A 26,187-nucleotide genomic window follows, 5' to 3' on the forward strand; every position below is an offset into this window, starting at 1 on the left:
TCACGCGAATCGGTGCCCACTTCGCTCGAAAACGCTTTGGGATCCCGGCAATTGTTGCCGGCCCGGCAATTGTGCCCCGGTCATCTGACCGGGGCGTTTCTATTTAAGTCATTGATTTGCTGAAGATACCCGCATTGGCATGGCCCTTGCGACTGTCTCTTCCGACTGCGGCCATGGTCGACCGGCCGCCGGGATCGGATTTGGAGACAAAGTTATGGGTATCTTCGATGCAATGAACACCTCGGTGGGTGGCCTGCAGGCGCAGTCTTATGCGCTGCAGAACATTTCCGGCAACATCGCGAACTCCTCCACCACCGGTTACAAGGGCATCGGCACCAGCTTCGTCGATCTCATTCCCGACGCCTCGGTCCCGAGCAAGCAGGTCGCGGGCGGCGTGACGGCCAACGCGAAGGCGACCATCACCACGCAGGGCACGATCTCGTCCTCCACCGTCGCTACCAACATGGCGATCACCGGAGACGGCTTCTTCTCGATCCAGAAGTCGACCGGCGTTGTCGACAACTTGCCGCAGTTCAGCGGCGTAACCCTTTACACACGGCGCGGCGACTTCCAGCTCAATGCCAACGGCAACCTGGTCAACGGCGCCGGTTACTATCTGATGGGCACCACGGTCGATCCCAAGACCGGCAACCCGACCGGCAACGTGGCGACGGTCCTGAAATTCCAGAACAACTTCATCCCGGCGCAGGCGACGACCTCGATCCAGTACGCCGCGAACCTGCCGAGCGTGCCGAACACGGCGGCGAGCTCGACCGCGGCCAGCGGCACGCTGCTGGCGGCCGGCGGCCTGAACCCGTCCGATTTCGCCTCCAACCCGCTGATCGTCGGCACGCCCCCGCCGCCCTATACGAATGCGACGATCTCGGGTGCGGCGGCCACCGGCAATCTGCGCTCGGCCTATACGGCAACGACAGCGACCGGCTCGGTGGCGCTGCTGGACAGCGCTTCGGCGGCGGCAACCGGCGCGACGTCGCTCGATTCCGCCGTGTCCCCGCATCTGAACACCAGCCTTCTCACCAACCTGGCCGGCAAGACGTTGACGGTCAACGGCCAGACCATCAACTTCGACGCCACCGTTTCCGGCGCCTCGACGGTCGGCAGCACGACCACGATCGGCCTGCTCTCGCCGACCGGCGCAAAGATGTCGGACATCCTGAATGCGATCACCCTGGGCGCCGGCGGCGCCCCCGCCACCGCGACAATGACGGCCGGCGGCAACATCCAGATCACGACCAACACCACGGCCGACATCACGATCGGCGGCACCGCGGCAAGCTTGCTCGGCGTCAGCAGCGTGACGCGCGGCGGCAACGTGCTGTCCACGCCCGCGATTACGAGCGCCACACAACTCGGCGGCACCGCCACAGCCGGCGGGCCGGAAGTCCTCTCGACGCCTTTCGTGGTCGGCAACACGATCCAGGTCAATGGCACGGCACCCGCCAACACGATCACCTTCGTGGCCTCCGGTGCTGTCGCTCCGAACCAGATCAACATCACCGACGACATCGCGACCTTGCTCCAGAGGATCGACACGCTCAGCGGTGCGAGCGGTTCTTCGATCAGCAACGGCGTGATCACCCTGAATACCGGTATCGCCAATCCCACCTTGACGGTGACGAGCAACAACAGCACCGCCTTCGCGGCGCTCGGCTTCACGTCATCCATCTCCAAGAACCGCGGCGGCGGCGGCACGGCCGGCACCGGCACCGTGATCGGCAACGACATCGCGACCTTCACCAAGGAATCGATCAGCGGCGGAGCGGTCACCGCCTACAACGCCGCGGGCACGCCGGTGAACCTGCAGCTGCGTTGGGCCAAGACCGACAGTGCCTCGCTGGGGACCGGCCATTCCGACACCTGGAACCTGTTCTACCAGACCGATCCGAATGCGACCGGCACGACGGTCGGCTGGGTCAATACCGGGCAGGCCTTCACCTTCGCCGCCGACGGCTCGCTGACCTCGCCGAGCGGCTCGGGCGTCACCATCAACAACGTCAGCGTCAGCGGCCAGCAGCTCGGCTCGGTCGCCTTCAACATCTCCTCGGGCGGGCTGACGCAATATGCCAGCACCAGCGGCGCGGTGACCATCAACACCATCACCCAGAACGGCTACGCCGCGGGTCAGCTCCGCTCGGTCGCCGTCAACAACAACGGCCTCGTGGTTGGCACCTTCTCCAACGGCCAGAACCTCGATCTCGCGCAGGTCTCGCTGTCGCACTTCAACGGCACCAACTACCTCAAGGCCCTCGACGGCGGCGCCTATGCCGCGACCGAGCAATCGGGACCTGCGATCGACGGCGCTTCGGGCACCATCAGCGGCTCGTCGCTGGAAGGCTCCAACACCGACATTGCCGATGAGTTCACCAAGCTGATCGTGACCCAGCAGGCCTATTCGGCCAACACGAAGGTGATCACGACGGCGAATTCGATGGTGCAGGACCTCCTGAACGTGTTGCGCTGATCGGCGCATGATGTAACCAAAGGCGGCTAGTGACATGGGTTTGAGTTCAGCCCTCGCCAGTGCGATGAGCGGTCTGCGTGCCAACCAGGCCGCGCTCTCGATCGTCTCCTCGAACGTCGCGAACTCGCAGACGCCGGGTTACGTCGTCCAGAAGGCGAACCAGATCGAGGTCACCACCGGCGACTTCGGCTCGACGGCAATGACGACCGGCGTCAGCCGGGAACTCGACACCTATGTGCTGAACCAGTTGCGCACCGAGACCGGTGGCAGCGGTTATGCCGACCAGATGGCCAATATTCTGAAGCAGCTTCAGAGTGTGTATGGCACGCCCGGCAATAACGGCACGCTCGAAAGCGCGCTGAACAAGTTCACCACCGCGCTGCAGGCGCTGTCGACGAGCTCGGGCGCATCGTCGGCACAGACTGTAGCGCTGGCCGCGGCGCAGGCGCTGGCGCAGCAGCTCAACGTCGCCACCAAGGGCATCCAGTCGCTGCGTTCCAACGTCGAGCAGGATCTCGGCACCTCGGCGCAGGCGGCCAACGCAGCGATGCAGAAGGTCGCCGACATCAACACCAAGCTCCAGGGCCTGTCGGCCAACGATCCTTCCGCTGCGACATTGATGGACCAGCGCGACCAGGCCATCAACACGCTGTCGAAATATGTCGACGTCCGCGTCACCACCGACGGTTCGAACCAGTCCAACATCTACACCACAACCGGCATCCAGCTCGTCGGCGCCGGGCTCGCCTCGCAATTCACCTTTGTCTCGGCCGGCGCGCTGTCGGCGACCTCGCTCTACAACAGCGATCCCGCCAAGTCCGGCGTCGGCGCATTCAACGTCAGGCTGCCGAACGGCTCGCAGATCGACGTCGTCGCCAACAATGTGGTTTCCTCAGGCCAGATCGCGGCCGACCTGAAGCTGCGCGACCAGACGCTGGTGCAGGCGCAGACCCAGATCGACCAGCTCGCCGCGACGATGTCGAGCGCGCTGTCGGACAAGACCACGGCCGGCAGCAAGGTCGCGGGCCCGCCCGCCGGGTTCGACCTGGACCTTGCCGGCGCGCTGCCGGGCAATACGGTCAACATCACCTATACCGACACCGCGACCAATACCCAGCGCCAGATCACGCTCGTCAACGTGACCGATCCGGCGGCGCTGCCGCTCCAGAACGCCACCAACGCCAACCCGATGCAGGTTGGCGTCAATTTTTCGGGCGGCATGGGTGCAATCGCCTCCGCGCTCAATACCGCGCTGTCAGGCTCGCACCTGACGTTCTCCGCGGCGCCGTCGCCGGCAACGGCCACGACGCTGCGGGTCACCGACGACAACAGCGGCCTTGCCAAGGTCAATTCGGCCTCGACCACCAAGACGATTTCGTCGCTGACTTCGGGCAGTCCGCAGCTGGCGGTGTTCACCGATGGCGGGCAGGCGCTCTACACCGGTACGATCACGGCATCGGGTTCGCAGATGACCGGTCTTGCCGGGCGCATCGCCGTGAACACGCAGCTGGCCAGCGATCCCACGCGGCTGTCGGTCTACAACACCTCGCCGGTGACGCCCGCCGGCGACACCACGCGTTCGGACTATCTCTATTCGCAGCTCACCAATGCGGTGTTCTCCTATTCGCCGGCGACCGGCCTCGGCTCGGCCAACCAGCCCTTCACCGGCAGCGTCTCGAACTACCTCCAGCAGTTCCTGAGCATCCAGGCCAACGCCTCGACCCAGGCCACGCAGCTCCAGCAGGGCCAGAGCGTCGTCGTCTCGACGCTCCAGGCCAAGTTCGACTCGACCTCCAGCGTCAATCTGGACTCGGAGATGTCGAACCTGATCCAGCTCCAGAACGCCTATGCCGCCAACGCCCACGTGATGTCGGTGGTGCAGAGCATGATGAACACGTTGATCCAGGCTCAAAGGTAACCGGTACAGGGCTCTGAAACATGTCGATCAGCAGCATCAACTACGCCTCGTCGGTTCTCGGCGCGCAGATCCGCAACATCAATCAGCAGCTGACCGACCTCTCGACGCAGCTCTCGACCGGCAAGCTGTCGCAGAACTATTCCGGCATGGGCACCAACGAGGGCTTTGCGATCGCCTCGCGCGCGCAGCTCTCCAACATCGCCGCCTATACCGACACGATCACCAACGTCAACGTCAACATCAACCTCGCCAACACCGCCCTGCAGTCGCTGACGACGATCCGCAACACGGTGCAGACCGGCTCGGCCAACACCGCGCAGGATCTGAATGTCAACGGTCAGACGATCGCGCAGAACACCGCCGCCGCGCAGTTCGGCTCGATGGTCGGCGTGCTCAACACGCAGTCGGGCAACCGCTATCTGTTCTCGGGAACGGCGGTCGACACGCAGTCCGTTGCGGACGCCGGCGACATCATCAACGGCACCACGACGCAGGCCGGCTTCAAAACCGTGATGGCGGAACGCCAGGCCGCCGACTTGGGGGCCAACGGCATGGGGCGCCTGGTGCAGACGCAGCCGACGCCGAGCTCGGTCCAGGTGTCGGAAGACGTTGCCGGCTCGCCGTTCGGGCTCAAGATCAAGGCGGTGTCTTCGACGCTGACGGGCGCGACCGTCACCGGCCCGAGCGGCTCGCCGGTGTCGTTCTCGGTCGATCTGAACGGAAACAATCCAAACAACGGCGACAAGCTGAGCATCCAGTTCACGCTGCCGGACGGCAGCACCGAGCAGATCGACCTGACCGCGTCCTCGGCGACGCCGACGCCGCTCGGCAGCTTTGCGATCGACGCGAGCGTCCCGGTCAACCCCAACAACACGGCGGCGAATCTGAACACGGCGCTGAACACGGCGATCAAGAAGCTCTCCAACACCTCGCTGGTCGCGGCGTCGGCCGTGACCGCCGGCGATAATTTCTTCAACACCGCAAGCTCCGCGATCGGCGCCCCCAAGACCAACCAGGCGGCTCCGTCCGCACCGATCAGCGGGGCGACGGCGCTGTCTGGCACCAGCCCCTCGGACTCGATTTCGCCGGGCTTCGTCGCCGGCGACACCATCACCGTCAACGGCACTACGCTCACCTTCGTCGGCTCGGGCGCGACCGGCAACCAGCTCAACGTCACCGACAGCATCCAGACCCTGCTGAGCAAGATCGACGCGATCACGGGGACGTCGAAGCCGTCGACGGTCCATGGCGGCGCGATCACGATCAACACCGACGATGCGGCGGGCCTGAACATCACGAGCTCGAACACGAGCGCGCTGGTCTCGCTCGGCTTCAGCGCGACACCGGTGACGGCCACGCAGCCGCCGCTGCGCGTCGGCTCATCGCCGGCGAGCTCGGCGACGACGCTGGTGAACGGCTCCGCCAACACCGTGAAATGGTACCTCGGCAATGACGGGCCCGGCTCGCCGCGCTCCACCGCGATGGCGCGGGTCGACGATGCCGTCACGGTGCAGTATGGCGCACAGGCGAACGAGGACGCGATCCGCCGCCAGTTGCAGGCGATCGCCGTTTTCGCGACCTTCTCGACCTCGCCGACCGGCCAGTACTCCGGCGGGCAGGTCTCGGCGCTGAGCCTGCGGGTGACGCAGGCGCTGACCCAGCAGCCCGGCCAGCAGCGCATCGAGGACATCCAGACCGACATCGCGATGGCCCAGAACACGATGAAGGACGCGACCACGCGCCAGACCCAGGCCAAGGCGCAGCTCCAGACCATCGTCGACCAGGCGGAATCGGCCTCGCCCGACCAGGTCGCGAGCGAGATCCTGGCGCTCCAGAATGCGCTTCAGGCGTCCTACCAGACCACCTCAAAACTCGCGCAGCTCTCGCTCGTCAAGTTCCTGTAAGGATGCGTTAAGACGCCGTTAACCATGCCTGTTTACCTGTTGGTGAGGATTTGAGCGGGGCGGAGCTGTCGATGTCTGACAAGATGCAGCTGGTGGTGGCGACGCCTTGCTTCGGCGGGCAGGTGTCGAGCATCTATGCGAGCTCGATCTTCGCGCTTCAGCGCGCCGTGCACGGCATGTCCAATCTCGAGCTCAAGGTGCACTTGCGCGACGGCGATGCACTGATCACGCGGGCGCGGGCCAATCTGGTTGCGATGTTCCTGGACGATCCCAAGGCGACGCATTTCCTCTTCGTCGACGCCGATATCGGCTTCAAGCCCGAGCAGGTGTTCCGGCTGATCGAATGCGGCGCCGACGTCGTTGCGGGCTGCTATCCCATCAAGCGGGTCAACTGGGACAAGGCGGCGCGTGCGATCCAGTCAGGTCGAGCCGACGTGCCGGCCGCCTCGCTCGACTACGTGCTGGAGATCGAGGATACCGACCGCATCGTGGTGGTCAATGGTTTTACCCGCGTGCGTTATGCCGGCACCGGCTTCCTGATGATCCGGCGTCACGTGCTGGAGGCGATGTGCCGCCATCCGGACTATGCGAACCTGCAGTTCTTCCGAGAGCATTCGCACGACACGTTGGCGGCGAGCCAGAACCGGTTCGCGCTGTTCGAATGCATGATTGATCCCGGGACCGGCACCTATCTCTCCGAGGACTTCGCCTTCTGCAAGCGCTGGACCGATATCGGCGGCGAGATCTGGGCCGACATCCAGAGCTCGCTCGACCATGTCGGGCCGTCGGTGTTCCACGGCGATATCGCCTCGCAATTCGCGCCGGCGCCTGCGGCGGCGGCCGACGCGGCCTGAGCGCTTCGGGATGAGCACCGGCGCATCCCGTCCGGCAGACATCGAACGGGCGTCCGACGCCAGCTCGCGCTATCGATTGCGCGATCTCTTCACGCCGCTCGACACGCTGCTGGTCTCGGGCGGCGATCCCCGGTTGACGCTCGATCTGGACGACCGCGTCAACGCCTATGGCTGTGCGCCATCGCCGGAGCCGGAGATCTGGAATTTCGCCTCGTCGACCGCGTCCACGATCTCGCAACGAGCCTATGACCGCGCCGCGCTGGCGCGCGAAGAGTTGATGCATAGATGCCTGTTCGAGGAGGTCGAAGTCGCCTTCGACGCACGTTGCGAGGGCATGCGCGAGGAGCTGCGCGGGCACCTCCAGCTTCCGCCGCACGTCGACATCGTGTTCTCGCCGTCGGGCACCGACTCCCAGCTCCACGCGTTGTTCCTGGCGCGCGTGGTGCTTGGCGCGCCGCCGGTGACGATCGTGGTCGGCGCCGACCAGACCGGCAGCGGCACGGCCCATACTGCGGGCGGGCGCCATTTCAGCTCGCTGACGGCGAGCGGCTTCGCGGTGCGCAAGGACGGCGAGGTGGCGGGGCTTGCCGGCGACAGCATTGCGGTGCCGCTGCTCGACCACGCCACGGCCGACATCGCGATGCGCGCCGATGCCGACGCTGCAGTAATGCGAGCAATTGAGAACAGCCTCGCGCCAGGCCGCTGCGTTCTTCTGCATATCATGGATTCGTCAAAACTCGGCTGGCGCGCGCCGAGTGCTGCCTGCCTCGATGAGATCGCGCGGCGCTGGCCGCGCAAGGTTCAGGTGGTCGTCGATGCCTGCCAGGCGCGACTCGGTCGCGGGCGACTGCGTTCTTATCTCGAGCGCGGTTACATGGTGCTGATGACCGGCTCGAAATTCTTCGGCGGTCCCGCCTTCAGCGGCGCGCTGCTGGTGCCGAAGGGCCTGGCGCGGTCGATCGATCGGATCGGCGCGATGGCGCCGGGCATCTTCGACTATGCCGGCCGCTGCGACTGGCCAACGGCCTGGACGGCGTTGCGCTCGCGCTTCGAGCGCCGGCCGAATTTCGGCCAATGGCTGCGCTGGGAGGCGGCGCTGTCGGAGATCGGCAACTACTATGCCGTGCCCGGCGCTTTCCGCGCCGGGGCGCTGGCCGAGCTCGCCTCCGGCATCGACAGCATGATCGCGCTGTCGCCGGCGCTTCAAGCCGTTCCGAATCCGTCCGGGCAGGCCGGCGTGGATGACGAGGAATTCGCAGCCGCCACGATCTTTCCGTTCACGCTGCTCCGCGGCGGCAAGCTAGTCCCCATCGCGGACACCAGCGCCGTGCATCGCGCTCTGGCGCGCGACATGAGCAACGACATCGGCGGCAGCGCGGCGGACCGGCAGGTCGCCGCACAACGCTGCCTGGTCGGTCAGCCGGTACGGCTCGAGCGGGCGGACGGCAAGCGAGGATTGCTGCGGCTGTGTGTCGGCGCGCGGCTCGTCACCGAAGCCTGGTCGGCGGACGCCGCGCAGTCGCAACGCAATTTGCAGCATATCCTCGATCGCGTCGCCGACGTGCTGGTGAAGATCGAGCTGCTGCTCGACGGTGCCACGGCTGTGCCGGGGAAGTTTGTGCTCGAGGCCTAAGATGCTGAATCCTGTTTCCGCGCCGAACGGCGCCGCCCCGCCAGCCTATTCCGACCGTATCGGCTTTGCGCAGCTGACGCGCCGGGCTTTCGAGGGCGGCAATCTGCATCCGTTGCGTGAGAAGCTTCTGGCGCGGATCGCGGAAGGAACCGCGGAGGCAGGCGAGGGCCTCGATCTGTCGCTGATCGCCCAGCTGCTCGGCGAGAAAGAGGCCGGCCTCGTGATCCAGACCGAGGTGCTCGCCTTTCATCAATTGTTTCGCACGCCCTGCGCGGCTGCCAAACCACGCATGCGTGTGCTTGCGCTCGCGGCCGATATCGACATGGGCGGCAATACCCCGATCGAGTTCCTGCTCGAAGGCTCCGACATCGAGCTGCTGACGCTCTACGTGGTGAAGGGCGTCGGCCTGCCCGAGACGTTGCCCGATCATGACGTGGCCATCGTGGTCGCCTCCGATTCCGCGGAATGCCGCGAGGCGCTCGCCGTCATGGAACAGGCCGCGCCGCGCTGGCCGCGGCCGCTGCTCAATCGTCCCGAGCTGATTGGCAATCTCGATCGCGACAAGCTGTATCGGTTGCTGGCTGATATCCCCGGTCTCGACATTCCCGTGACCGCCAACGCGACCCGTGCGCAATTGACGGCTCTCTCGGAGGGACGAATCGCTTGCGCGGAGATTACGGACGAATTGCACTTTCCAATGATCGTACGGCCGCGCGGCACGCACGCCGGCGTCGGGCTCGCGAAGGTCGACGATGCAGCTGCGCTGAAGGCCTATCTGGTCGAACGACAGGAGCAGGACTTTTTCGTCGCGCGTTTCGTCAACTACGCGAGCCCCGACGGGCTCTTTCGCAAGATCCGGCTCACCATAGTCGACGGCGAGCCCTATGCCTGTCACATGGCGATCGCCGATCGTTGGGACATCTGGTATCTCAACGCCTACATGGCGTTCAGCGAGGAGAAACGCGCTGAAGAGGCCGTCTTCATGCAGGACTTCGATCACGCCTTCGCGGCGCGCCACAGGAATGCGCTCGACGAGATGAGCCGGCGCGTCGGCCTCGACTATTTCATCGTCGACTGCGCCGAGAACCAGAAAGGCGAGCTGCTGGTGTTCGAGGCCGACAACACCGCCGTCGTGCACAACATGGATCCGCCCGCCGTGTTTCCATACAAGCCGCCGCAGATGCGCAAGATCTTTGCCGCGTTCACGGCGATGCTGTCGCGGCACGCCAAGGCGGGCGAGGGGAGCGCCGCATGAACGAGATCATCCGCAACACGCAAGGCTCCGTCACGTACACCTCGCTCGATCCGCAGGACTGGAGCGAATTCCGCGCGCTCGCCCATCGCATGCTCGACGAGGCGATCGACGGCATCGCCAACGTCCGCGCGCGCCCCGTCTGGCAGCCGATCCCCGACGGGGTCCGCGCGGCCATCAAGTCCGACGTGCCGCGCGAGGCAAGCGATCTCGCGGAGGTCTATCGCGAATTCGCCGAGCATGTCGCGCCCTATGCGACTGGCAACGTTCATCCCGGCTTCATGGGCTGGGTGCATGGCGGCGGCACGGCTGTCGGCATGGTTGCGGAGATGCTTGCCGCTGGGCTCAACGCCAATCTCGGCGGGCGCGACCACATGCCAGTCGAGGTCGAACGCCAGATCGTCGACTGGATACGCAGCCTGTTCGGCTTCCCGGAAGAAGCGAGCGGCATCTTCGTCACGGGCACGTCGATGGCCAATCTGATGGCGGTGCTGGTGGCGCGCGGCGCTACGCTCGGCACGCTGGCGCGGCAGCACGGCATCGGCAACGATGGTGCGCTGCTCACGGCCTACACGTCGCGGGCCGCGCATGGCTGTGTCCCGAGGGCGATGGACATCGCCGGGCTCGGCACCGATGCGCTGCGCAAGATCGACGTCGACGCCGATCATCGCATCGATGTCGCCGCGCTGCGCGCGCAGATCGCGGCCGATCGCGAGGTCGGCTTCAGGCCGTTCCTGGTGGTCGCATCCGCCGGCACGGTCGATGTCGGTGCGATCGACGATCTCAGGGCGGTCGCGGACCTGTGCCGCGAGGAAGGTCTCTGGTTTCACGTTGACGGCGCTTTTGGCGCGCTCGCAATTCTTTCTCCCGAGCTGGCGCCATTGCTCGCCGGCATCGAGTTCGCCGACTCCATTGCGCTCGACTTCCACAAATGGGGGCAGGTGCCCTATGACGCCGGCTTCCTGCTGGTGCGCGATGGCGAACGGCATCGACAGGCCTTCGCCCAGCCGGCGGCCTATCTGAGCCGCGAGGCGAGGGGGCTGGCGGCGGGTGCGGTCTGGCCGTGCGATCTCGGTCCCGATCTGTCGCGCGGCTTCCGGGCGCTGAAGGCCTGGTTCACGCTGAAGACGTTCGGCACCGACCGGCTGGGTGCGGTGATCGCACGAAGCTGCGCGCTCGCCAGATATCTGGAGGCGCGCGTGCTGGCCGAACCGCGGCTGGAATTGCTGGCGCCGGTGAATCTCAACATCGTCTGCTTCCGCTATCGCTCAGGCGATGCGGTCAATCGCGAGATCGTCGCCGACATCCAGGAGTCCGGCATCGCCGCGCCCTCGGGCACGACGCTGGACGGCAAGTTCGCGATCCGTGCCGCGATCGTCAATCACCGCACTGAGGAGACGGATATCGATGCGCTGGTTGCGGCCGTGGTCAAGTTCGGTGCGCAGCGCGGCGGCGGCGTGATCCAGGTCGAGGCGCCGCCAATCGCGGCGCAGTGACATCAAGATCGCTCAAGTCAAAACGCCCCGGACCTGGTCCGGGGCGTTTTGCTTTCAGATGCGCGAAGCGCTCAGGCGGCCGAGCTGACGTCGCTCTTGATATCGCTCTTCGGATGCGTGGCCTCGTACTGGTCGCGCAGCTTGTCTTCATAAGCGATTAGCTTGCGGGCCTCCTTGAGCGCCCGGTAGAGGTCGCCGCTCATGATGTTGTTGTTGATGCCCTCGATGATCGGCCAGGCGCTCGGCACTGCGGTGACGATGTCACGCACGAGGTTGAAATAGGTGCCGTGCTGGGTCTGCGGATCCGGCGAGATGTACATCAGCTGGACCGCCAGATAGACGAGCTTGGCGGGGGTGTCGGCGGTCTCCGGCGTCAGGATGTCGCGTTCGCGCAAGATCGGCACGTTCTCGCCGTCAATCAGAAGACGGGCGCGCTGGTCCGTGTTGGTGATCACGGAGTTACCGACGATGATGCGTTCGTGCGGTTTGAGCTCGACCTTGAGAGCCATGCCTGTTCTCCATCAACCCTTTTGTAACGAGCGGCGCGCGGCGCAGTGAATGACAACTGCCGGCCCTGATTTGGGTCCAATCCTTGCTGAATGTGGTTAACGGGTCGTAAAGATTTGCGCTCGCGTTGAAGAGTGTAAGGATGTCAATGGCTTGAGCGGTGCAAAGAGCTGCACTGCAAGCGTGCAAGAAGGCGCTTTGGGCGCGACGCGGACAAACCGGCGGTTTCATTTCACGGATTGTTAGAGGCTCGGAGGCACCGTCCGCCGGTCGTTTGATCAATCTCGGTCAGACAGGACGCGTAGCTACCAGAAAGGTAACAGTATGTCCGGTATCGTTCTCTCTGCGTCGGTTCGCCAGAACCTGCTCTCTCTCCAGTCCACCGCCGACCTCCTCGCCACCACGCAGTCGCGTCTGTCGACCGGCAAGAAGGTGAACTCGGCGCTGGATAACCCCACCAACTTCTTCACCGCCCAGTCGCTCGACAACCGCGCCAGCGACATCAACAATCTCCTCGACGGCATCGCCAACGGCGTGCAGGTGCTGCAGGCTGCCAACACCGGCATCACCTCGCTGCAGAAGCTGCTCGACTCGGCCAAGTCGATCGCCAATCAGGCGCTCCAGACCACGGTCGGCTATTCCACCAAGTCGAACGTCTCGACCACGATTGCCGGCGCGACGGCCTCCGACCTGCGCGGCACCACGACCTATTCGAGCACGAGCGCACTGACCAACGTGCTGTTCTCCGGCGCCGCCGGCGGTGCAACGGCCGCGACCGCCAGCACCACGCTGGGTGGCACGGTGGCAACCTTCCAGGCAGTCACCGCCGTCAACGACACCTCGGCTGCCGCGATCACGACGGCCACCAAGCTGTTCGATGCGGCCTCCGGCTTGACCACCGGCGCCAACACCAAGTTCACCGACGGCAGCACGCTGACGGTCAACGGCCACACCATCACCATCTCGGCGACTGCGGTCCCGGCGGCTGCGGCTGCGCCGGCAGGCTATGGTGTCACCGGCAACATCGCCACTGACGGCAATGGCAACTCGATTGTCTACACCGGCACCAGCACGACCACCACGTCCGCAACCGTCGGCGACCTCTTGAACGCGATCGATCTCGCCAGCGGTGCCCAGAATGCGGTCGTCGCCGCGGGCGCTGCGACGCTCAGCACGCCGGCCGGCAACACTGCGGCGGCGATTGCCGCCGGCAAGATCACCTTCACGACCTCGACCGGCGGCGATCTCAACATCACCGGCAAGGCCGACATGCTGAAGGCCCTCGGTCTGACGACCGCGACCGGCTCCGGCAACGCCACGGTCTCGGCGACCCGCACCACCACCTCGGCCTCGCTCGGCTCCTTGATCTCCGACGGCTCCACGCTGAACGTCGACGGCAAGACCATCACGTTCAAGAACGCGGTCGTTCCGGCGGCTGCCAACGTTCCGACCGGCTCCAGCATTGCCGGTACCGGCAGCAACGTGGTGACCGACGGCAACGGCAACTCGATCGTCTACCTGCAGGCGGCGACGGTTGCCGACGTGCTGACCGCGGTTGATCTCGCCACCGGCGTGCAGTCGGTGAAGTCCGTGAGTTCGGGCACGGCGACCTTGCAGACCGCCACCGGTGCGACGAACTCCTCGATCGTCGCCGGCGCGCTGCACATCTCGACGGGTGCGAACTCGGATCTGACGATCACCGGCACCGGCAATGCGCTGTCCTCGCTCGGCCTCACCGGCTCGACGGGTACGGGCACTTCGTTCACCGCGAGCCGCGCTGCGGCCTCCGGCGGCATCTCCGGCAAGACCCTGACCTTTACCTCCTTCAACGGCGGCACGGCGGTCAACGTCACGTTCGGCGACGGCACCGGCGGCACGGTCAAGACGCTCGATCAGCTCAACACGCAGCTTCAGGCTAACAATCTGACTGCCACGATCGATGCCAACGGCCTGCTCACCGTCTCGGCCACCAACGACTATGCCTCCTCCACGATCGGCTCGGCGAGTGCCGGCGGCACGATCGGCGGCACGATCACGTCGGCCTTGACGTGGTCGAACGCGACTGCGCCCGTTGCTGATGCTGTTGCCCAGGCGACTCGTTCCAACCTGGTCAATCAGTACAACAACATCATGACGCAGATCGACACCACTTCGCTGGACGCCTCGTTCAACGGTGTGAACCTGCTCAACGGCGACCAGCTCAAGCTGGTGTTCGACGAGACCGGCAAGTCGAGCCTGAACATCACCGGCGTGACCTTCAACTCGAAGGGTCTGGGTCTCGCCGCGCTGGCGCAGGGCACCGACTTCATCGACAACTCGGCGACCAACAAGGTGCTGGCCAAGCTGAACACCGCGTCGAGCACGCTGCGTTCGGAAGCCTCCACCCTGGGTTCGAACCTCTCGGTGGTGCAGGTGCGTCAGGACTTCAACAAGAACCTGATCAACGTGCTGCAGACCGGCTCGTCCAACCTGACGCTGGCCGACACCAACGAGGAAGCGGCCAACAGCCAGGCGCTGTCGACCCGACAGTCGATCGCGGTCTCCGCGCTGTCGCTGGCCAACCAGTCGCAGCAGAGCGTGCTCCAGCTGCTCCGCTAATAGTTGACGACATCGCAATCAAGTCATGGCGGCGGGGCTTCGGCCCCGCCGCTTTCTTTTTGCGTAACCGTTCGAGAGGTGGTCTGGCGGCTCTGAAAAAGTAACCGTCGGTTATGGTTAACGGGGAGCAAACGCCAAAAAAGTGAAGAGTTTCAGATCGATCGTCACCGATTTCGACGCGCTTGCGCAGCGTTATGGTGAACCGGCGCTTACGGCGCGCGAGCAGGTTTCACCCTTTGTTAGCCATGTCCCCTCAGGCTGTGCCCGTCACTCGATCCGAAGCGATCGAAAGAAGACGCGTAAACCAGAAGGGTAAGAGTTATGTCCGGTATCGTTCTCTCTGCGTCGGTTCGCCAGAACCTGCTCTCTCTCCAGTCCACCGCCGACCTCCTCGCCACCACGCAGTCGCGTCTGTCGACCGGCAAGAAGGTGAACACGGCGCTGGATAATCCCACCAACTTCTTCACGGCCCAGTCGCTCGACAACCGCGCCAGCGACATCAACAATCTCCTCGACGGCATCGCCAACGGCGTGCAGGTGCTGCAGGCCGCCAACACCGGCATCACCTCGCTGTCGAAGTTGCTCGATAGCGCCAAGTCGATCGCCAATCAGGCGCTCCAGACCACGGTCGGTTACTCGACCAAGTCGAACGTCTCCACCACGATCGCCGGCGCGACGGCCTCCGACCTGCGCGGCACCACGACCTATTCGAGCACCAGCGCGTTGTCGAACGTGCTGTTCTCCGGCGCCGCCGGCGGTGCAACGGCCGCGACCGCCAGCACCACGCTGGGTGGCACGGTGGCAACCTTCCAGGCAGTCACCGCCGTCAACGACACCTCGGCTGCCGCGATCACGACGGCCACCAAGCTGTTCGATGCGGCCTCCGGCTTGACCACCGGCGCCAACACCAAGTTCACCGACGGCAGCACGCTGACGGTCAACGGCCACACCATCACCATCTCGGCGACTGCGGTCCCGGCGGCTGCGGCTGCGCCGGCAGGCTATGGTGTCACCGGCAACATCGCCACTGACGGCAATGGCAACTCGATTGTCTACACCGGCACCAGCACGACCACCACGTCCGCAACCGTCGGCGACCTCTTGAACGCGATCGATCTCGCCAGCGGTGCCCAGAATGCGGTCGTCGCCGCGGGCGCTGCGACGCTCAGCACGCCGGCCGGCAACACTGCGGCGGCGATTGCCGCCGGCAAGATCACCTTCACGACCTCGACCGGCGGCGATCTCAACATCACCGGCAAGGCCGACATGCTGAAGGCCCTCGGTCTGACGACCGCGACCGGCTCCGGCAACGCCACGGTCTCGGCGACCCGCACCACCACCTCGGCCTCGCTCGGCACGTTGATCGCCGACGGCTCGACGCTGAACGTCGACGGCAAGACCATCACGTTCAAGAACGCGGTGGTTCCGGCGGCTGCCAACGTTCCGACCGGCTCCAGCATTGCCGGTACCGGCAGCAACGTGGTGACCGACGGCAACGGCAACTCGATCGTCTACCTGCAGGCGGCGACGGTTGCCGACGTGCTGACCGCGCTCGATCTCGCCACCGGCGTGCAGTCGGTGAAGTCCGTGAGTTCGGGCACGGCGACCTTGCAGACCGCCACCGGTGCGACGAACTCCTCGATCGTCGCCGGCGCGCTGCACATCTCGACGGGTGCGAACTCGGATCTGTCGATCACCGGTTCGGGGAATGCGCTGTCCGCGCTCGGCCTCACCGGCTCGACCGGTACGGGCACCGCCTTCACCGCGAGTCGTGCCGCAGCTCCCGGCAGCATCTCCGGCAAGACCCTGACCTTTACCTCCTTCAACGGCGGTACGGCGGTCAACGTCACATTCGGCGACGGCACCGGCGGTACGGTGAAGACTCTGGACCAGCTGAATGCCAAGCTGCAGGCCGACAATTTGGCCGCCACGATCGATGCCAACGGCCTGCTCACGGTCTCCGTCATCAACGATTACGCCTCATCGACGATCGGCTCGGTTGCCGCAGGCGGCGTGATCGGCGGTACGATCACGACCGCCTTGACCTGGACCAACGCGACGACGCCGACCGTCGACGCGGTCGCCCAAGCCACGCGTTCCAACCTGGTGGCGCAGTACAACAACATCATGTCGCAGATCGACACGACCTCGGTCGACTCGTCCTTCAACGGCGTGAACCTGCTCAACGGCGACCAGCTCAAGCTGGTGTTCGACGAGACCGGCAAGTCGAGCCTGAACATCACCGGCGTGACCTTCAACTCGAAGGGTCTGGGTCTCGCCGCGCTGGTGCAGGGCACCGACTTCATCGACAACTCGGCCACCAACAAAGTCCTGGCGAGCCTCAATGCTGCCTCGAGCACGTTGCGCTCGGAAGCCTCCACCCTGGGTTCGAACCTCTCGGTGGTGCAGGTGCGTCAGGACTTCAACAAGAACCTGATCAACGTGCTGCAGACCGGCTCGTCCAACCTGACGCTGGCGGATACCAACGAGGAAGCGGCCAACAGCCAGGCGCTGTCGACGCGCCAGTCGATTGCAGTCTCCGCGCTCTCGCTGGCCAACACATCTCAGCAGAGCGTGCTCCAGCTGCTCCGCTAATAAGCGGCTGAAATAACGACACAAAAGAGAGCGGCGGGGCTTCGGCCCCGCCGCTTTTTTGCGTTCCCTGGCGGCTCCGTAAATCCTGGGTTCCAGTGCGGGGAGGGCGCTAACCCGGCATTAACCCTTTCCCTTAAGTCGTCGTTAACCATACTTTAAAGGACAGCCCCTAAAACTCGACAAAAGCCCGCTTTCCAGATCGGCGAGCCCGATTCGTTTACGGTTCAAAAGGAAGACCGCCAATGTCCAACATCGTTCTCTCGGCGTCAGTTCGCCAGAACCTGTTGTCGCTGCAATCAACGGCCGACCTGCTCGCCACCACCCAGTCGCGTCTCTCGACCGGCAAGAAGGTGAACACGGCGCTGGACAATCCGACCAACTTCTTCACCGCGCAGGGGCTGGACAACCGGGCGAGCGACATCAGCAACCTGCTTGATGGCATCAACAACGGCGTCCAGGTGCTCCAGGCCGCCAACACCGGCATCACCTCGCTGCAAAAGCTGATCGACAGCGCCAAGTCGATCGCCAACCAGGCGCTCCAGACCACGGTCGGCTACTCGACCAAGTCGAACATCTCGACCACGATCCCCGGCGCGACGCCGGCGGATCTGCGCGGCACCACCAGCTATACCTATGCAACGGCGACCGGCAATGTCGTTACCAACGGCACCGCCGGCGGTACGACTCCGATCACCGGCGCGACCACGCTCGGTGGCATTTCGCAATCCCTGACCGGTAATGCCGCTCCCGACGGCGCCGGTAACGCGGCTAGTCTTGCGGCCAATCTCAAGTTGCTCGGTACGCCGAGCGCCACCACGATCGCGGCGAACGGTGCGCCGTCCGACGGCGATGTGCTGATTGTCGACGGCAAGACCATCACCTTCAGGGCGGGGGCCGCGCCTGCGGTCGCCAACGTTCCAGCCGGTTCCGGCAAGAACAACAACGTTGTGACCGACGGCAATGGCAACTCCACGGTTTACCTCGGAACAAACGCCGCTCCGGCTGCGACCGTCCAGGACGTGATGGACGCGATCGATCTTGCTAGCGGCGTGCAAACCGCGGCGATCACGGGCGGCACCGCAACGCTGTCGAACTCCTCGGGCGCCAACGCCGCCATCGCCGGCGGCCAGCTCACCCTCACCACCGGCACCGGCGCCGATCTCAGCATCACGGGCAAGGCCGACTTCCTCAAGGCGCTGGGCCTGACCACCGCGACCGGCTCCGGCAATGTCAACGTGACCAAGGCGCGTCTGACCGCCCCAGCTACGCTGGGCACGCTCGTTCAGGACGGCTCCACGCTCAACGTCGACGGCAAGACGGTCACGTTCAAGAACGCCGCCGTCCCTGCTGCCGCTCCGACGGGGTCGACCAAGATCGGCAACATCGTCACCGACAACAACGGCAACTCCATCGTCTATCTCCAGGGCGCAACCGTTCAGGATTCGCTCAACGCGGTCGACCTGGCCTCGGGCGCCGGCATCGTCAGCGCCGGCGCCGTGGTCGCGGCGAGCGGTTCGTCGCTGTCCTCGGTCGTCAATGGTGCGCTCAAGCTCAGTACCGGCACCACCGCCGATCTGTCGATCACCGGAACGGGCAACGCGCTGTCCGCGTTCGGGCTGACCGGTCCCACCGGCACGGGTACCGCCTTTACCGCAGGCCGCGCGCCGGGTCCCGGCAGCATTTCCGGCAAGACGCTGACCTTCACCTCCTTCAACGGCGGCAAGCCCGTCAACGTCACCTTCGGCGACGGCACCAACGGCACGGTCAAGACGCTCGACCAGCTCAACAACCAGCTTCAGGCCAACCACCTGACGGCGACGATCGACGCCAACGGCGTGCTCACGATCACCACCGTCAACGAATACGCCTCTTCGACGCTCGGCTCGGTGACTGCTGGCGGTGTCGTCGGCGGCACGATCACCAGCACGGTTGCCTTCACCACCGCGCAGCCGCCGATCCAGGATCCCGTGGCGCAGACGGCGCGCTCCAATCTGGTCAACCAGTTCAACAATATCCTGGCGCAGATCGACACCACATCGCAGGACGCCTCGTTCAACGGAGTCAACCTGCTCAACGGCGACACGCTGAAGCTGGTCTTCAACGAGACCGGCAGCTCGACGCTCAGCATCAACGGCGTGGTGTTCAACGCGGCCGGCCTCGGCCTCAGCAACCTCGTCAACGGCGTCGACTTCATCGACAATGGTGCCACGAACAAGGTGCTGGCGAGCCTGAATGCGGCCTCGAGCACGCTGCGCTCGGAAGGCTCGGCGCTCGGCTCGAACCTCTCGATCGTGCAGGTGCGCCAGGACTTCTCGAAGAACCTGATCAACGTGCTGCAAACCGGCTCGTCCAACCTGACGCTCGCCGACACCAACGAGGAAGCGGCCAACAGCCAGGCGCTCTCGACCCGCCAGTCGATCGCGGTCTCCGCGCTGTCGCTGGCCAACCAGTCGCAGCAGAGCGTGCTGCAGCTGCTGCGCTAGTTTCATAGCGCAAGATCACTGATGAGGATAGCGCGGCGGAGCTAACGCTCCGCTGTTCCTTTGAGGGAGATCGCTAAGACATTAGCTGAGATCGACGCGCATCATGTCAGGCGAGTTTACATCGCGCGTGCGTGCATCTAGCGTTTGCGCTGACGAAGAAACTCCGCGACCCGTAGTAGTCCGGAGGGCTTCCAAGCACACACGTAAGCAAATCTTAAGCGGTGCTGCCTAGGGTTGGGAAAGAAATCCTTAAGCGCTTTCAACGTGCTAGGTAAACTTCCAGGGTGTGATTGATGTCGAATTCCGCTGCCTCGGCCTATGCGCGTGTCGCAACGACCACCGCATCTCCTCGCGACATCGAGGCGCAGACTCTGCTCAAGGCCGCCAACAAGCTCCAGGATGCGGTGAACAATGCCGATCCGCTCAGTGAGCAGACGATGCAGGCGCTGATGTTCAATCGCAAGCTCTGGACGATCTTCCTGAGCGAAGCCATGCGCGACAGCAATCCGCAGCCGATCGACGTCCGGCAGAAGATCGCCAACATCAGTGTGTTCGTATTGAGCCAGACCGCGGCGCTGCAGATGAGCCCGCAGTTCGATCACTTCCGTCCGCTGATCGAGATCAACCGGAACATCGCTGCGGGTCTGTCCGGCCGTCCGTGATGAGATCCGTCACGGCCGACTTCGCGAGCGGCTCGCGGACAGCCTATTAGTCCGGCATCGGGATTTCGCAGGCAGCTTGGCTATGAAGCGCGCCGGTGCGCCCAACACCGTCACCTCGCTCGACACCTGATCGTCAGGCGCTGAGGTCCGTGTTCAGTGGACGCGCGGGCTTGGACTTCAAGTCCTCCGCATGAAAATAGGCGCGCCGGCGCAGCATCGCCTCGTCGGGGAATTGGTTCACCACCGCGTCGGTCTTGTCGTTGACGACCTGGAAAACGAACGATGCGGCTGCCTGGTCGAACACGACCTGCCGCGAGATGTTTTCGTTGTTGTTCGGCAAATCGTTGCGGACGGGCGCGCTGGTATCGCTCGCGGCGACCGTCTGGCTCACGGGCAAATCCGTTTGCACGGCTTCGTTCGCCGCCGAATTCGACGTCGTTACGATCTGCACGGGGGCCGGGATCCCCACCGGCCTGATGCTGAAATCTGTACTCATGGCAGCCTCCTGGTTGCCCTACGTGAGTCAAATCCCAACCCCTCTCAATGCGCAACCATGGAACACCAGGACTGAAGACCCGGTAAGGAAACGTGCCTAACCACGCGACGACAACGTCGCGCGGTTTTTCGTCAAATTGTAGTCAGCTTTTGCGTGCGCTCAGAGCGAGCGGCTGAGCGCGAGCGGGGTGATGTGGCGCGGGCCGGGAGCCGCGCGACGTCCGGCGGCAGTATAGGTATTCGGTACGTTGCGCTTCTGGATCTCGGCATTGACGCCGCGCACGACGCTTTCGGAGACCGCATGCGCGGTCGCGAGCACGGTGAGGTTGACCTGGAGCATCGCGCGGAATGCATCGTGGTGCCGATGCAGCGTCGAGAGCAGCTCGGGCGCGGATTTCGCGAGCTGGGCCTGGTTCGCCTTCAGCTGGCTTACAGCGCCAACGTAGTTTCGCGAGAGCTCCTGCTTCCTGCTCTCCAGCGTCATGGCCTCGCGGACGTTGCCGGCGCGCACCAGCTCGGTCTCGCGCTCGATCAGGCTGAGCAACGCGCTCATCGCATCCATCAGATCTTCCGCGAGCTTGCGCGCCTCGGCACTGCCGGGTGCGGTGTTCGGGCGCTGCGCTTGCATCGGCTGACGTGAGGCGTTGAACTGGTTCATCTCGTTGGACCTTATGCCGTACGGAGCGTGGCTTTCGCCTGCTGGATGATCAGGGTGCGATAGACGTCGCGGGCGACACCGACGCCACCGGCACTGGCGAAGTTCTTGGAATATTGCTCGGTCAGCATCGAGCGCCACACGCCGGTACCGGGCGTGCTGCCGAATGGACCATCGCCCTTCAGGCTAGAGGTCATCTGCGAGAACATGCTGTTGAGGAACATCGCTTCGAAGTCGGTGGCGGTCTTCTGCGCCTTGGCTTGTTGCTGCGGCGCGACCTTCTGCAGGGCCGCCGCGAGCTCGAAGTCGGGTCGGCCGTTGCGGCTCTCGACCGAGAAGGTCGGCGAGTACGTCGTGAGGTGCGGGGTATTGATCGTGCTCGTCTGCATCACATCACCTCGATGTCGGCTTCGATCGCCCCGGCAGCCTTGATCGCCTGGAGGATGCTGATCATGTCGCGGGGGCCGATGCCGAGGCCGTTGAGGCCATCGACGAGCTGCTGGAGCGAGACGCCGTCCTTGACCAGCGCCAGCTTCTTGCCGTCCTCGGTGACGCTGACGCTGCTGCGCGGTGCGACCACGGTGCGGCCGCGCGACAGCGGATTGGGCTGGCTCACCTGCGGGCTCTCGGAAATCGTGACGGTGAGGTTACCTTGCGCCACCGCGACGGTGGCGACGCGGACGTCGCGACCCATCACGATGATGCCGCTGCGCTCGTCGATGATGATCTTGGCGGCCAGATCAGGGTCGACCTGGAGCTGCTCGATCTCGGTGAGGAAGGCGACGACGTTGCCCTTGAACTCCGGCGGGATCGACAGCTGCACCGTTGAGGGATCGATCGGCTCGGCCGTCTTGACGCCGAGATAGTCGTTCACCGCCGCCGCGATGCGCTTGGCGGTGGTGAAGTCGGCGTTGCGCAGCGCGAGGCGCACGTTCGGCAGGCGATTGAGCGCAAACTCGATCTCGCGCTCGATGATGGCGCCGTTGGCGATGCGCCCCACCGTCGGGACGCCGCGAACGATCTTGGCCGCCTCACCCTCGGCCTGGAAGCCGGAGATCGCGAGCGAGCCCTGCGCCACCGCATAGACGTTGCCGTCGGCGCCGAGGAGGGGAGTGACAAGCAGGGTGCCGCCCTGCAGGTTCTTGGCATCGCCGAGCGCGGACACCGTGACGTCCATGCGCGTGCCCTGGGTGGCGAAGGCCGGCAGATTGCCTGTCACCATCACGGCAGCGACGTTGCCGGTGCGGATGGTGGCGCCGCGGATGTTGACGCCCATGCGCTCGAGCATCGCCTGCAGCGACTGCTTGGTGAAGGGGATGTTGTTGAGCGTGTCGCCGGTGCCGTTGAGGCCGACGACGAGGCCGTAGCCGATGAGCTGGTTCTGCCGCACGCCTTCGATATTGGCGAGGTCCTTGATGCGCGAGGTCGCAGCCGCCGAATTGACCGACAACGCCAGCGCCGACAGCGCGGCGCAGGCCGCCCCAACAATCCTCACCCAACGAACGGCTGGCATCCTCTGCTCCCCAAGGCTTCCAAAGAGCCTCCTCAAATCGAAGACCTGCACGACACTCCCATGACGAGCCGGTCCGGCGCTTTCCTTGCGAGCGCTGTGCCAACCTGGGCAGAGGGGTTAGATGATTGAATAGGTTGAATAAACCTGTTTCGACCGGTGTCAGCGGGCGTTCGCCTTCAGGAGCGAAACTGCCGCCCGTCGGCAGATTTTGCCGGGCCGTTTACGCAGCGTTAACCATAAAACGGCGAATGTGGCGCATCGATCACCCGGATTGCTTCCGATGCGCATCTACGGACCGAACGGCACCACGCTTGGAACGCCGGCCAGCCAGGCCAGACGGACCGGCGCGGGCTCCTTCGTGCTGCCCGACACTTCGTCGGCGCAGGAGACGCGGAGCGCCGCTGCACCGAAGGCCGCCGCCAACATCGACGCGCTGCTTGCGCTGCAAGGTGTCGAGGAGGATCCGGTCGAGCGCCGCAAGCGCTCGGTCGCCCGCGGCAGGACCGCGCTCGACGTGCTCGACGAGCTCAAGATGGGACTCTTGTCCGGCAATCTCGACGCCTCGACCGTGATGCGGCTGCGCGACGCCGCGGCGAACCTGAAATCGTCCTCGGGCGATCCCGGACTGGACTCCGTGCTCTCGGAGATCGAGCTGCGCGTCGAGGTCGAACTGGCGAAGGCGGGGCAGGCCTAGTCAAGCGGACTGTCCTCGCCCGGCTTGAGCGGGCGACCCAGTATTCCAGAGACAGTCGTTGTTGAACCAAGAGGCCGCGGCGTACCGGATGCCACGGTCAAGCCGGGGCACGACACCAACGTTGGGTTGGCAAGCTACGCTATCGCTTGTGCCTTACGCCGCCTCTTCCTTCAGTTGCGCGTCGTAGCGGCGCTGGGCGGCGAGCACGTCTTTCAGATTCTGTTCGGCCCAATCGCGCAGGGGATCGACGGCGGCGGCGAGCGTCAGCCCGAGCTGCGTGATCGAATACTCCACCGTCACAGGCACGGTCGCGATGGCGCGGCGCTTGATCAATCCGTCGCGTTCCAGCGACTTGAGAACCTGGCTCAGCATCTTCTGCGAAATACCTTCGATCGTGCGGCGCAACTGATTGAAGCGCATTGGCTCTTCGCGCAGCAGCAAGAGGATCAGCACCGCCCATTTGTCGCCGACGCGGTCGAGGATCTGGCGCGTGGGGCAATTCGCTGCATAGACGTCGGGCTTCATCTTGGGTCCTCGATCCATTCCAGCCGCCTGCGCGCGGCGATTTCGTTGCGGCGGTCACTTCAGCGTAATCAGGTAAGCACAAAGTGCTCTCTTAACACTAGCATTCTTTGCGATATCTAGTCACCACTAGTTACTAGAGGAGCAAAGGAGCCTTCCAATGAAAATCGCAGTCGCCGGCGCCTCGGGCCGGGCCGGATCGGAAATCACCAGGGAGCTGTCGCGCCGCGGCCATAGCGTCACCGCCATCGCCCGGAACCCGGAGAAGATCGCGGCCCTGCCGAACGTCACGCCGACCAAGGGTGACGTGCTCGACCAGCCGGGCTTGACCAAGCTGTGGGCCGGCCACGACGTCGCCGTGAGTTCCGTCCACTTCCTGGCCAGTGACCCGCAGAAGCTGCTCGGCGCTGCCAAGGCGTCCGGGGTGGGTCGTTACCTCGTCGTCGGCGGAGCCGGCAGCCTCGAAGTCGCCCCCGGCGTGAAGCTGGTCACAACTCCCGGTTTTCCGGCCCAATACAAGGCCGAGGCGGAGGCGGGTTCCGCCTTTCTGGATCTGCTGCGTCAGGAAAAGGACCTGAACTGGACCTTCATCTCGCCGTCGGCGCTGTTCATCGAGGGGGAACACACCGGCAAGTTCCGGCTTGGGACCGACCAGCTTCTCGCAGATGCGAACGGCAAGAGCTGGATCAGTTTCGCCGACTACGCCATTGCGCTGGTCGATGAGATCGAGAAGCCGTCCCATCTGAAGCAGCGTTTCACGGTCGGGTACTAGGCCTTCGGCCGCCCCCGGCCCCTTTGCGGATAAACCTTCCTGTGCAAGGGTTTGGGGGCGGTAACCGAGTGATTAAGGAAATATTGTCTGTCACGGGAGGCCGCTATATAACGCCCCGCTCAACGGACCCCGTTCCGTTTGCGAGTCGTTGCTTAGACAGATAGGCCGCCCTTGGAAAAGTTGAAAAACTACCGACCGACCGAAAAAGAGCCTTTCATGAACGACCGGCAGAAGGAGTACTTCCGTTTGAAGCTCCTTGCCTGGAAGGATGAGATCCTCAAAGAGTCCAAGCTCACCCTGCAAGCCCTGCAGGAGGAGAACGTCAACCACCCCGATCTCGCTGATCGGGCATCGTCCGAAACCGACCGCGCCATCGAACTCCGTGCCCGCGACCGCCAGCGCAAGTTGATCGCCAAGATCGACGCCGCGCTCCAGCGGATCGAGGACAACACCTACGGCTATTGCGAGGACACCGGCGAGCCAATCTCGTTGAAGCGGCTCGAAGCCCGGCCCATCGCAACGCTCTCGGTGGAAGCGCAGGAGCGCCACGAGAAACGCGAGAAGGTTTATCGCGACGAATAAGGTCCGAGCCGCAGAGATGCGGCTCTTTGTTTTTGGACGCGAGGCGCCATTTCGCGCCATGTCCGGCATTTTGCCTGTCGCTTGCCGCCGCCCGCATCAACGCGTGAGCGCAATCGCGAAAAGTGAATCGCGATCAATGAGCTAGAGTCGATTCCTCCGATCTCACGTGAGATCGGAGGAGAATCGACTTTCGCTTCAGGTGTGGGAAGGTATTGCGAGTCGCATCAACGAGATCGCCCCTGATGCTGAGCGGCTGATCGAGCTGCATCAAGCAGTGCTGCAATCAACCTCGCGCGACGCCACGAGGCGCGCATCCCCATAGCGCCTCGACCAGCTCAATATTTCGTTAACCGCCGGGTTCCGCGGCTCCAGGCGCCGGACTGGCTGGTGCGGCTGGCCGCGAGCCCGATTCGGCTGCTGCCCGCCGTCGTGCCGATGCTCGGGCGTGTCGGGCATTCCACCAGCGTCAAGGCGCGGTCGCTGCTCGGCTGGCAGGTGCGTAGCAACGAGGAGGCGATCCTTGCGACCGCCGAGAGCCTGGTCTGGCTTGGCCTTCTCAAGCCGTAAGGT

Annotated in this window: 21 protein-coding genes; 15 read left to right on the top strand and 6 right to left on the bottom strand. The window is 64.6% G+C overall.

Going from position 1 to position 26,187, the window contains the following annotated elements; all coding sequences use genetic code 11:
- Nucleotides 1-214: 214 nt before the first annotated feature.
- The 7 genes from ACRQ5Q_RS14240 to ACRQ5Q_RS14270 all read left to right on the top strand — a co-directional run bounded on the left by ACRQ5Q_RS14240 (nucleotide 215) and on the right by ACRQ5Q_RS14270 (nucleotide 11,539).
- On the top strand, nucleotides 215-2,482 hold the full coding sequence (locus ACRQ5Q_RS14240) for a flagellar hook-basal body complex protein (protein ID WP_439398430.1): 2,268 nt from the start codon (nucleotides 215-217) through the stop codon (nucleotides 2,480-2,482).
- Between the two features lie 34 nt (nucleotides 2,483-2,516).
- Nucleotides 2,517-4,400, top strand: coding sequence for a flagellar hook-associated protein FlgK (gene flgK, locus ACRQ5Q_RS14245; RefSeq protein ID WP_439398432.1), 1,884 nt, complete (start codon nucleotides 2,517-2,519; stop codon nucleotides 4,398-4,400).
- Nucleotides 4,401-4,420: 20 nt separating this feature from the next.
- The gene (locus tag ACRQ5Q_RS14250; RefSeq protein ID WP_439398433.1) at nucleotides 4,421-6,304 is read left to right on the top strand and encodes a flagellar protein; all 1,884 of its coding nucleotides are present in this window, start codon (nucleotides 4,421-4,423) and stop codon (nucleotides 6,302-6,304) included.
- Between the two features lie 71 nt (nucleotides 6,305-6,375).
- The gene (locus ACRQ5Q_RS14255; RefSeq protein WP_439369279.1) at nucleotides 6,376-7,158 is read left to right on the top strand and encodes a hypothetical protein; all 783 of its coding nucleotides are present in this window, start codon (nucleotides 6,376-6,378) and stop codon (nucleotides 7,156-7,158) included.
- 10 nt (nucleotides 7,159-7,168) lie between these two features.
- Nucleotides 7,169-8,791, top strand: a complete 1,623-nt coding sequence (locus tag ACRQ5Q_RS14260) for a hypothetical protein (RefSeq protein WP_439398435.1) — start codon at nucleotides 7,169-7,171, stop codon at nucleotides 8,789-8,791.
- A gap of 1 nt (nucleotide 8,792) precedes the next feature.
- Entirely contained in the window at nucleotides 8,793-10,046 is a 1,254-nt protein-coding gene (locus ACRQ5Q_RS14265) for an ATP-grasp domain-containing protein (RefSeq protein ID WP_439398436.1), read from the top strand.
- On the top strand, nucleotides 10,043-11,539 hold the full coding sequence (locus ACRQ5Q_RS14270) for a pyridoxal phosphate-dependent decarboxylase family protein (RefSeq protein WP_439398438.1): 1,497 nt from the start codon (nucleotides 10,043-10,045) through the stop codon (nucleotides 11,537-11,539). The genes ACRQ5Q_RS14265 and ACRQ5Q_RS14270 overlap by 4 nt, the downstream gene beginning before the upstream one ends.
- 71 nt (nucleotides 11,540-11,610) lie before the next feature.
- Here the strand turns inward: ACRQ5Q_RS14270 and flbT are convergent, their stop codons facing one another.
- Nucleotides 11,611-12,048 (bottom strand): flagellar biosynthesis repressor FlbT, encoded by a 438-nt coding sequence (gene flbT / locus ACRQ5Q_RS14275; protein WP_439369272.1) that lies wholly within the window; start codon nucleotides 12,046-12,048, stop codon nucleotides 11,611-11,613.
- 322 nt (nucleotides 12,049-12,370) lie between these two features.
- On the opposite strand from flbT, the gene ACRQ5Q_RS14280 reads away from it, so the two are divergent.
- From ACRQ5Q_RS14280 to flaF, 4 genes are all read left to right on the top strand, one after another.
- On the top strand, nucleotides 12,371-14,644 hold the full coding sequence (locus ACRQ5Q_RS14280; protein ID WP_439369271.1) for a DUF1522 domain-containing protein: 2,274 nt from the start codon (nucleotides 12,371-12,373) through the stop codon (nucleotides 14,642-14,644).
- 321 nt (nucleotides 14,645-14,965) lie between these two features.
- The gene (locus ACRQ5Q_RS14285; RefSeq protein ID WP_439398440.1) at nucleotides 14,966-17,239 is read left to right on the top strand and encodes a DUF1522 domain-containing protein; all 2,274 of its coding nucleotides are present in this window, start codon (nucleotides 14,966-14,968) and stop codon (nucleotides 17,237-17,239) included.
- Nucleotides 17,240-17,481: 242 nt separating this feature from the next.
- The gene (locus ACRQ5Q_RS14290; RefSeq protein ID WP_439398442.1) at nucleotides 17,482-19,722 is read left to right on the top strand and encodes a DUF1522 domain-containing protein; all 2,241 of its coding nucleotides are present in this window, start codon (nucleotides 17,482-17,484) and stop codon (nucleotides 19,720-19,722) included.
- 293 nt (nucleotides 19,723-20,015) lie between these two features.
- Nucleotides 20,016-20,384, top strand: a complete 369-nt coding sequence (gene flaF / locus ACRQ5Q_RS14295) for a flagellar biosynthesis regulator FlaF (protein WP_018642830.1) — start codon at nucleotides 20,016-20,018, stop codon at nucleotides 20,382-20,384.
- Between the two features lie 133 nt (nucleotides 20,385-20,517).
- On the opposite strand, the gene ACRQ5Q_RS14300 is transcribed toward flaF, so the two are convergent.
- The 4 genes from ACRQ5Q_RS14300 to ACRQ5Q_RS14315 all read right to left on the bottom strand — a co-directional run bounded on the left by ACRQ5Q_RS14300 (nucleotide 20,518) and on the right by ACRQ5Q_RS14315 (nucleotide 23,047).
- The gene (locus tag ACRQ5Q_RS14300; protein ID WP_439369266.1) at nucleotides 20,518-20,880 is read right to left on the bottom strand and encodes a hypothetical protein; all 363 of its coding nucleotides are present in this window, start codon (nucleotides 20,878-20,880) and stop codon (nucleotides 20,518-20,520) included.
- Nucleotides 20,881-21,039: 159 nt separating this feature from the next.
- Nucleotides 21,040-21,537 carry a hypothetical protein gene (locus ACRQ5Q_RS14305; RefSeq protein ID WP_439369265.1) on the bottom strand — a complete coding sequence of 166 codons (498 nt, stop codon included), beginning with the start codon at nucleotides 21,535-21,537 and terminating at the stop codon, nucleotides 21,040-21,042.
- A gap of 11 nt (nucleotides 21,538-21,548) precedes the next feature.
- Nucleotides 21,549-21,923 carry a flagellar assembly peptidoglycan hydrolase FlgJ gene (gene flgJ / locus ACRQ5Q_RS14310; protein WP_439369264.1) on the bottom strand — a complete coding sequence of 125 codons (375 nt, stop codon included), beginning with the start codon at nucleotides 21,921-21,923 and terminating at the stop codon, nucleotides 21,549-21,551.
- A complete protein-coding gene (locus tag ACRQ5Q_RS14315; RefSeq protein ID WP_439369262.1) occupies nucleotides 21,923-23,047 on the bottom strand; it encodes a flagellar basal body P-ring protein FlgI in 1,125 nt (374 codons plus the stop codon). The genes flgJ and ACRQ5Q_RS14315 overlap by 1 nt, the downstream gene beginning before the upstream one ends.
- Before the next feature lie 280 nt (nucleotides 23,048-23,327).
- Between ACRQ5Q_RS14315 and ACRQ5Q_RS14320 the strand changes: the two genes are divergently transcribed.
- The gene (locus ACRQ5Q_RS14320; RefSeq protein ID WP_439398444.1) at nucleotides 23,328-23,741 is read left to right on the top strand and encodes a flagellar assembly protein FliX; all 414 of its coding nucleotides are present in this window, start codon (nucleotides 23,328-23,330) and stop codon (nucleotides 23,739-23,741) included.
- Nucleotides 23,742-23,894: 153 nt separating this feature from the next.
- Here the strand turns inward: ACRQ5Q_RS14320 and ACRQ5Q_RS14325 are convergent, their stop codons facing one another.
- Nucleotides 23,895-24,266 (bottom strand): winged helix-turn-helix transcriptional regulator, encoded by a 372-nt coding sequence (locus ACRQ5Q_RS14325; RefSeq protein ID WP_026311964.1) that lies wholly within the window; start codon nucleotides 24,264-24,266, stop codon nucleotides 23,895-23,897.
- Nucleotides 24,267-24,423: 157 nt separating this feature from the next.
- Here ACRQ5Q_RS14325 and ACRQ5Q_RS14330 point away from each other — a divergent pair, with 157 nt between their 5' ends.
- The 3 genes from ACRQ5Q_RS14330 to ACRQ5Q_RS14340 all read left to right on the top strand — a co-directional run bounded on the left by ACRQ5Q_RS14330 (nucleotide 24,424) and on the right by ACRQ5Q_RS14340 (nucleotide 26,184).
- Nucleotides 24,424-25,035 carry an NAD(P)-dependent oxidoreductase gene (locus ACRQ5Q_RS14330; protein ID WP_439398446.1) on the top strand — a complete coding sequence of 204 codons (612 nt, stop codon included), beginning with the start codon at nucleotides 24,424-24,426 and terminating at the stop codon, nucleotides 25,033-25,035.
- Nucleotides 25,036-25,251: 216 nt separating this feature from the next.
- Entirely contained in the window at nucleotides 25,252-25,617 is a 366-nt protein-coding gene (gene dksA / locus ACRQ5Q_RS14335; protein WP_008554760.1) for an RNA polymerase-binding protein DksA, read from the top strand.
- A gap of 387 nt (nucleotides 25,618-26,004) precedes the next feature.
- Nucleotides 26,005-26,184: a hypothetical protein gene (locus ACRQ5Q_RS14340; RefSeq protein ID WP_439369258.1), complete on the top strand. Its 180-nt coding sequence runs from the start codon at nucleotides 26,005-26,007 to the stop codon at nucleotides 26,182-26,184.
- The last annotated feature ends 3 nt before the right edge of the window (nucleotides 26,185-26,187 follow it).

It is taken from the genome of Bradyrhizobium sp. PMVTL-01 (genome assembly GCF_051861855.1).
Lineage (GTDB): Bacteria > Pseudomonadota > Alphaproteobacteria > Rhizobiales > Xanthobacteraceae > Bradyrhizobium.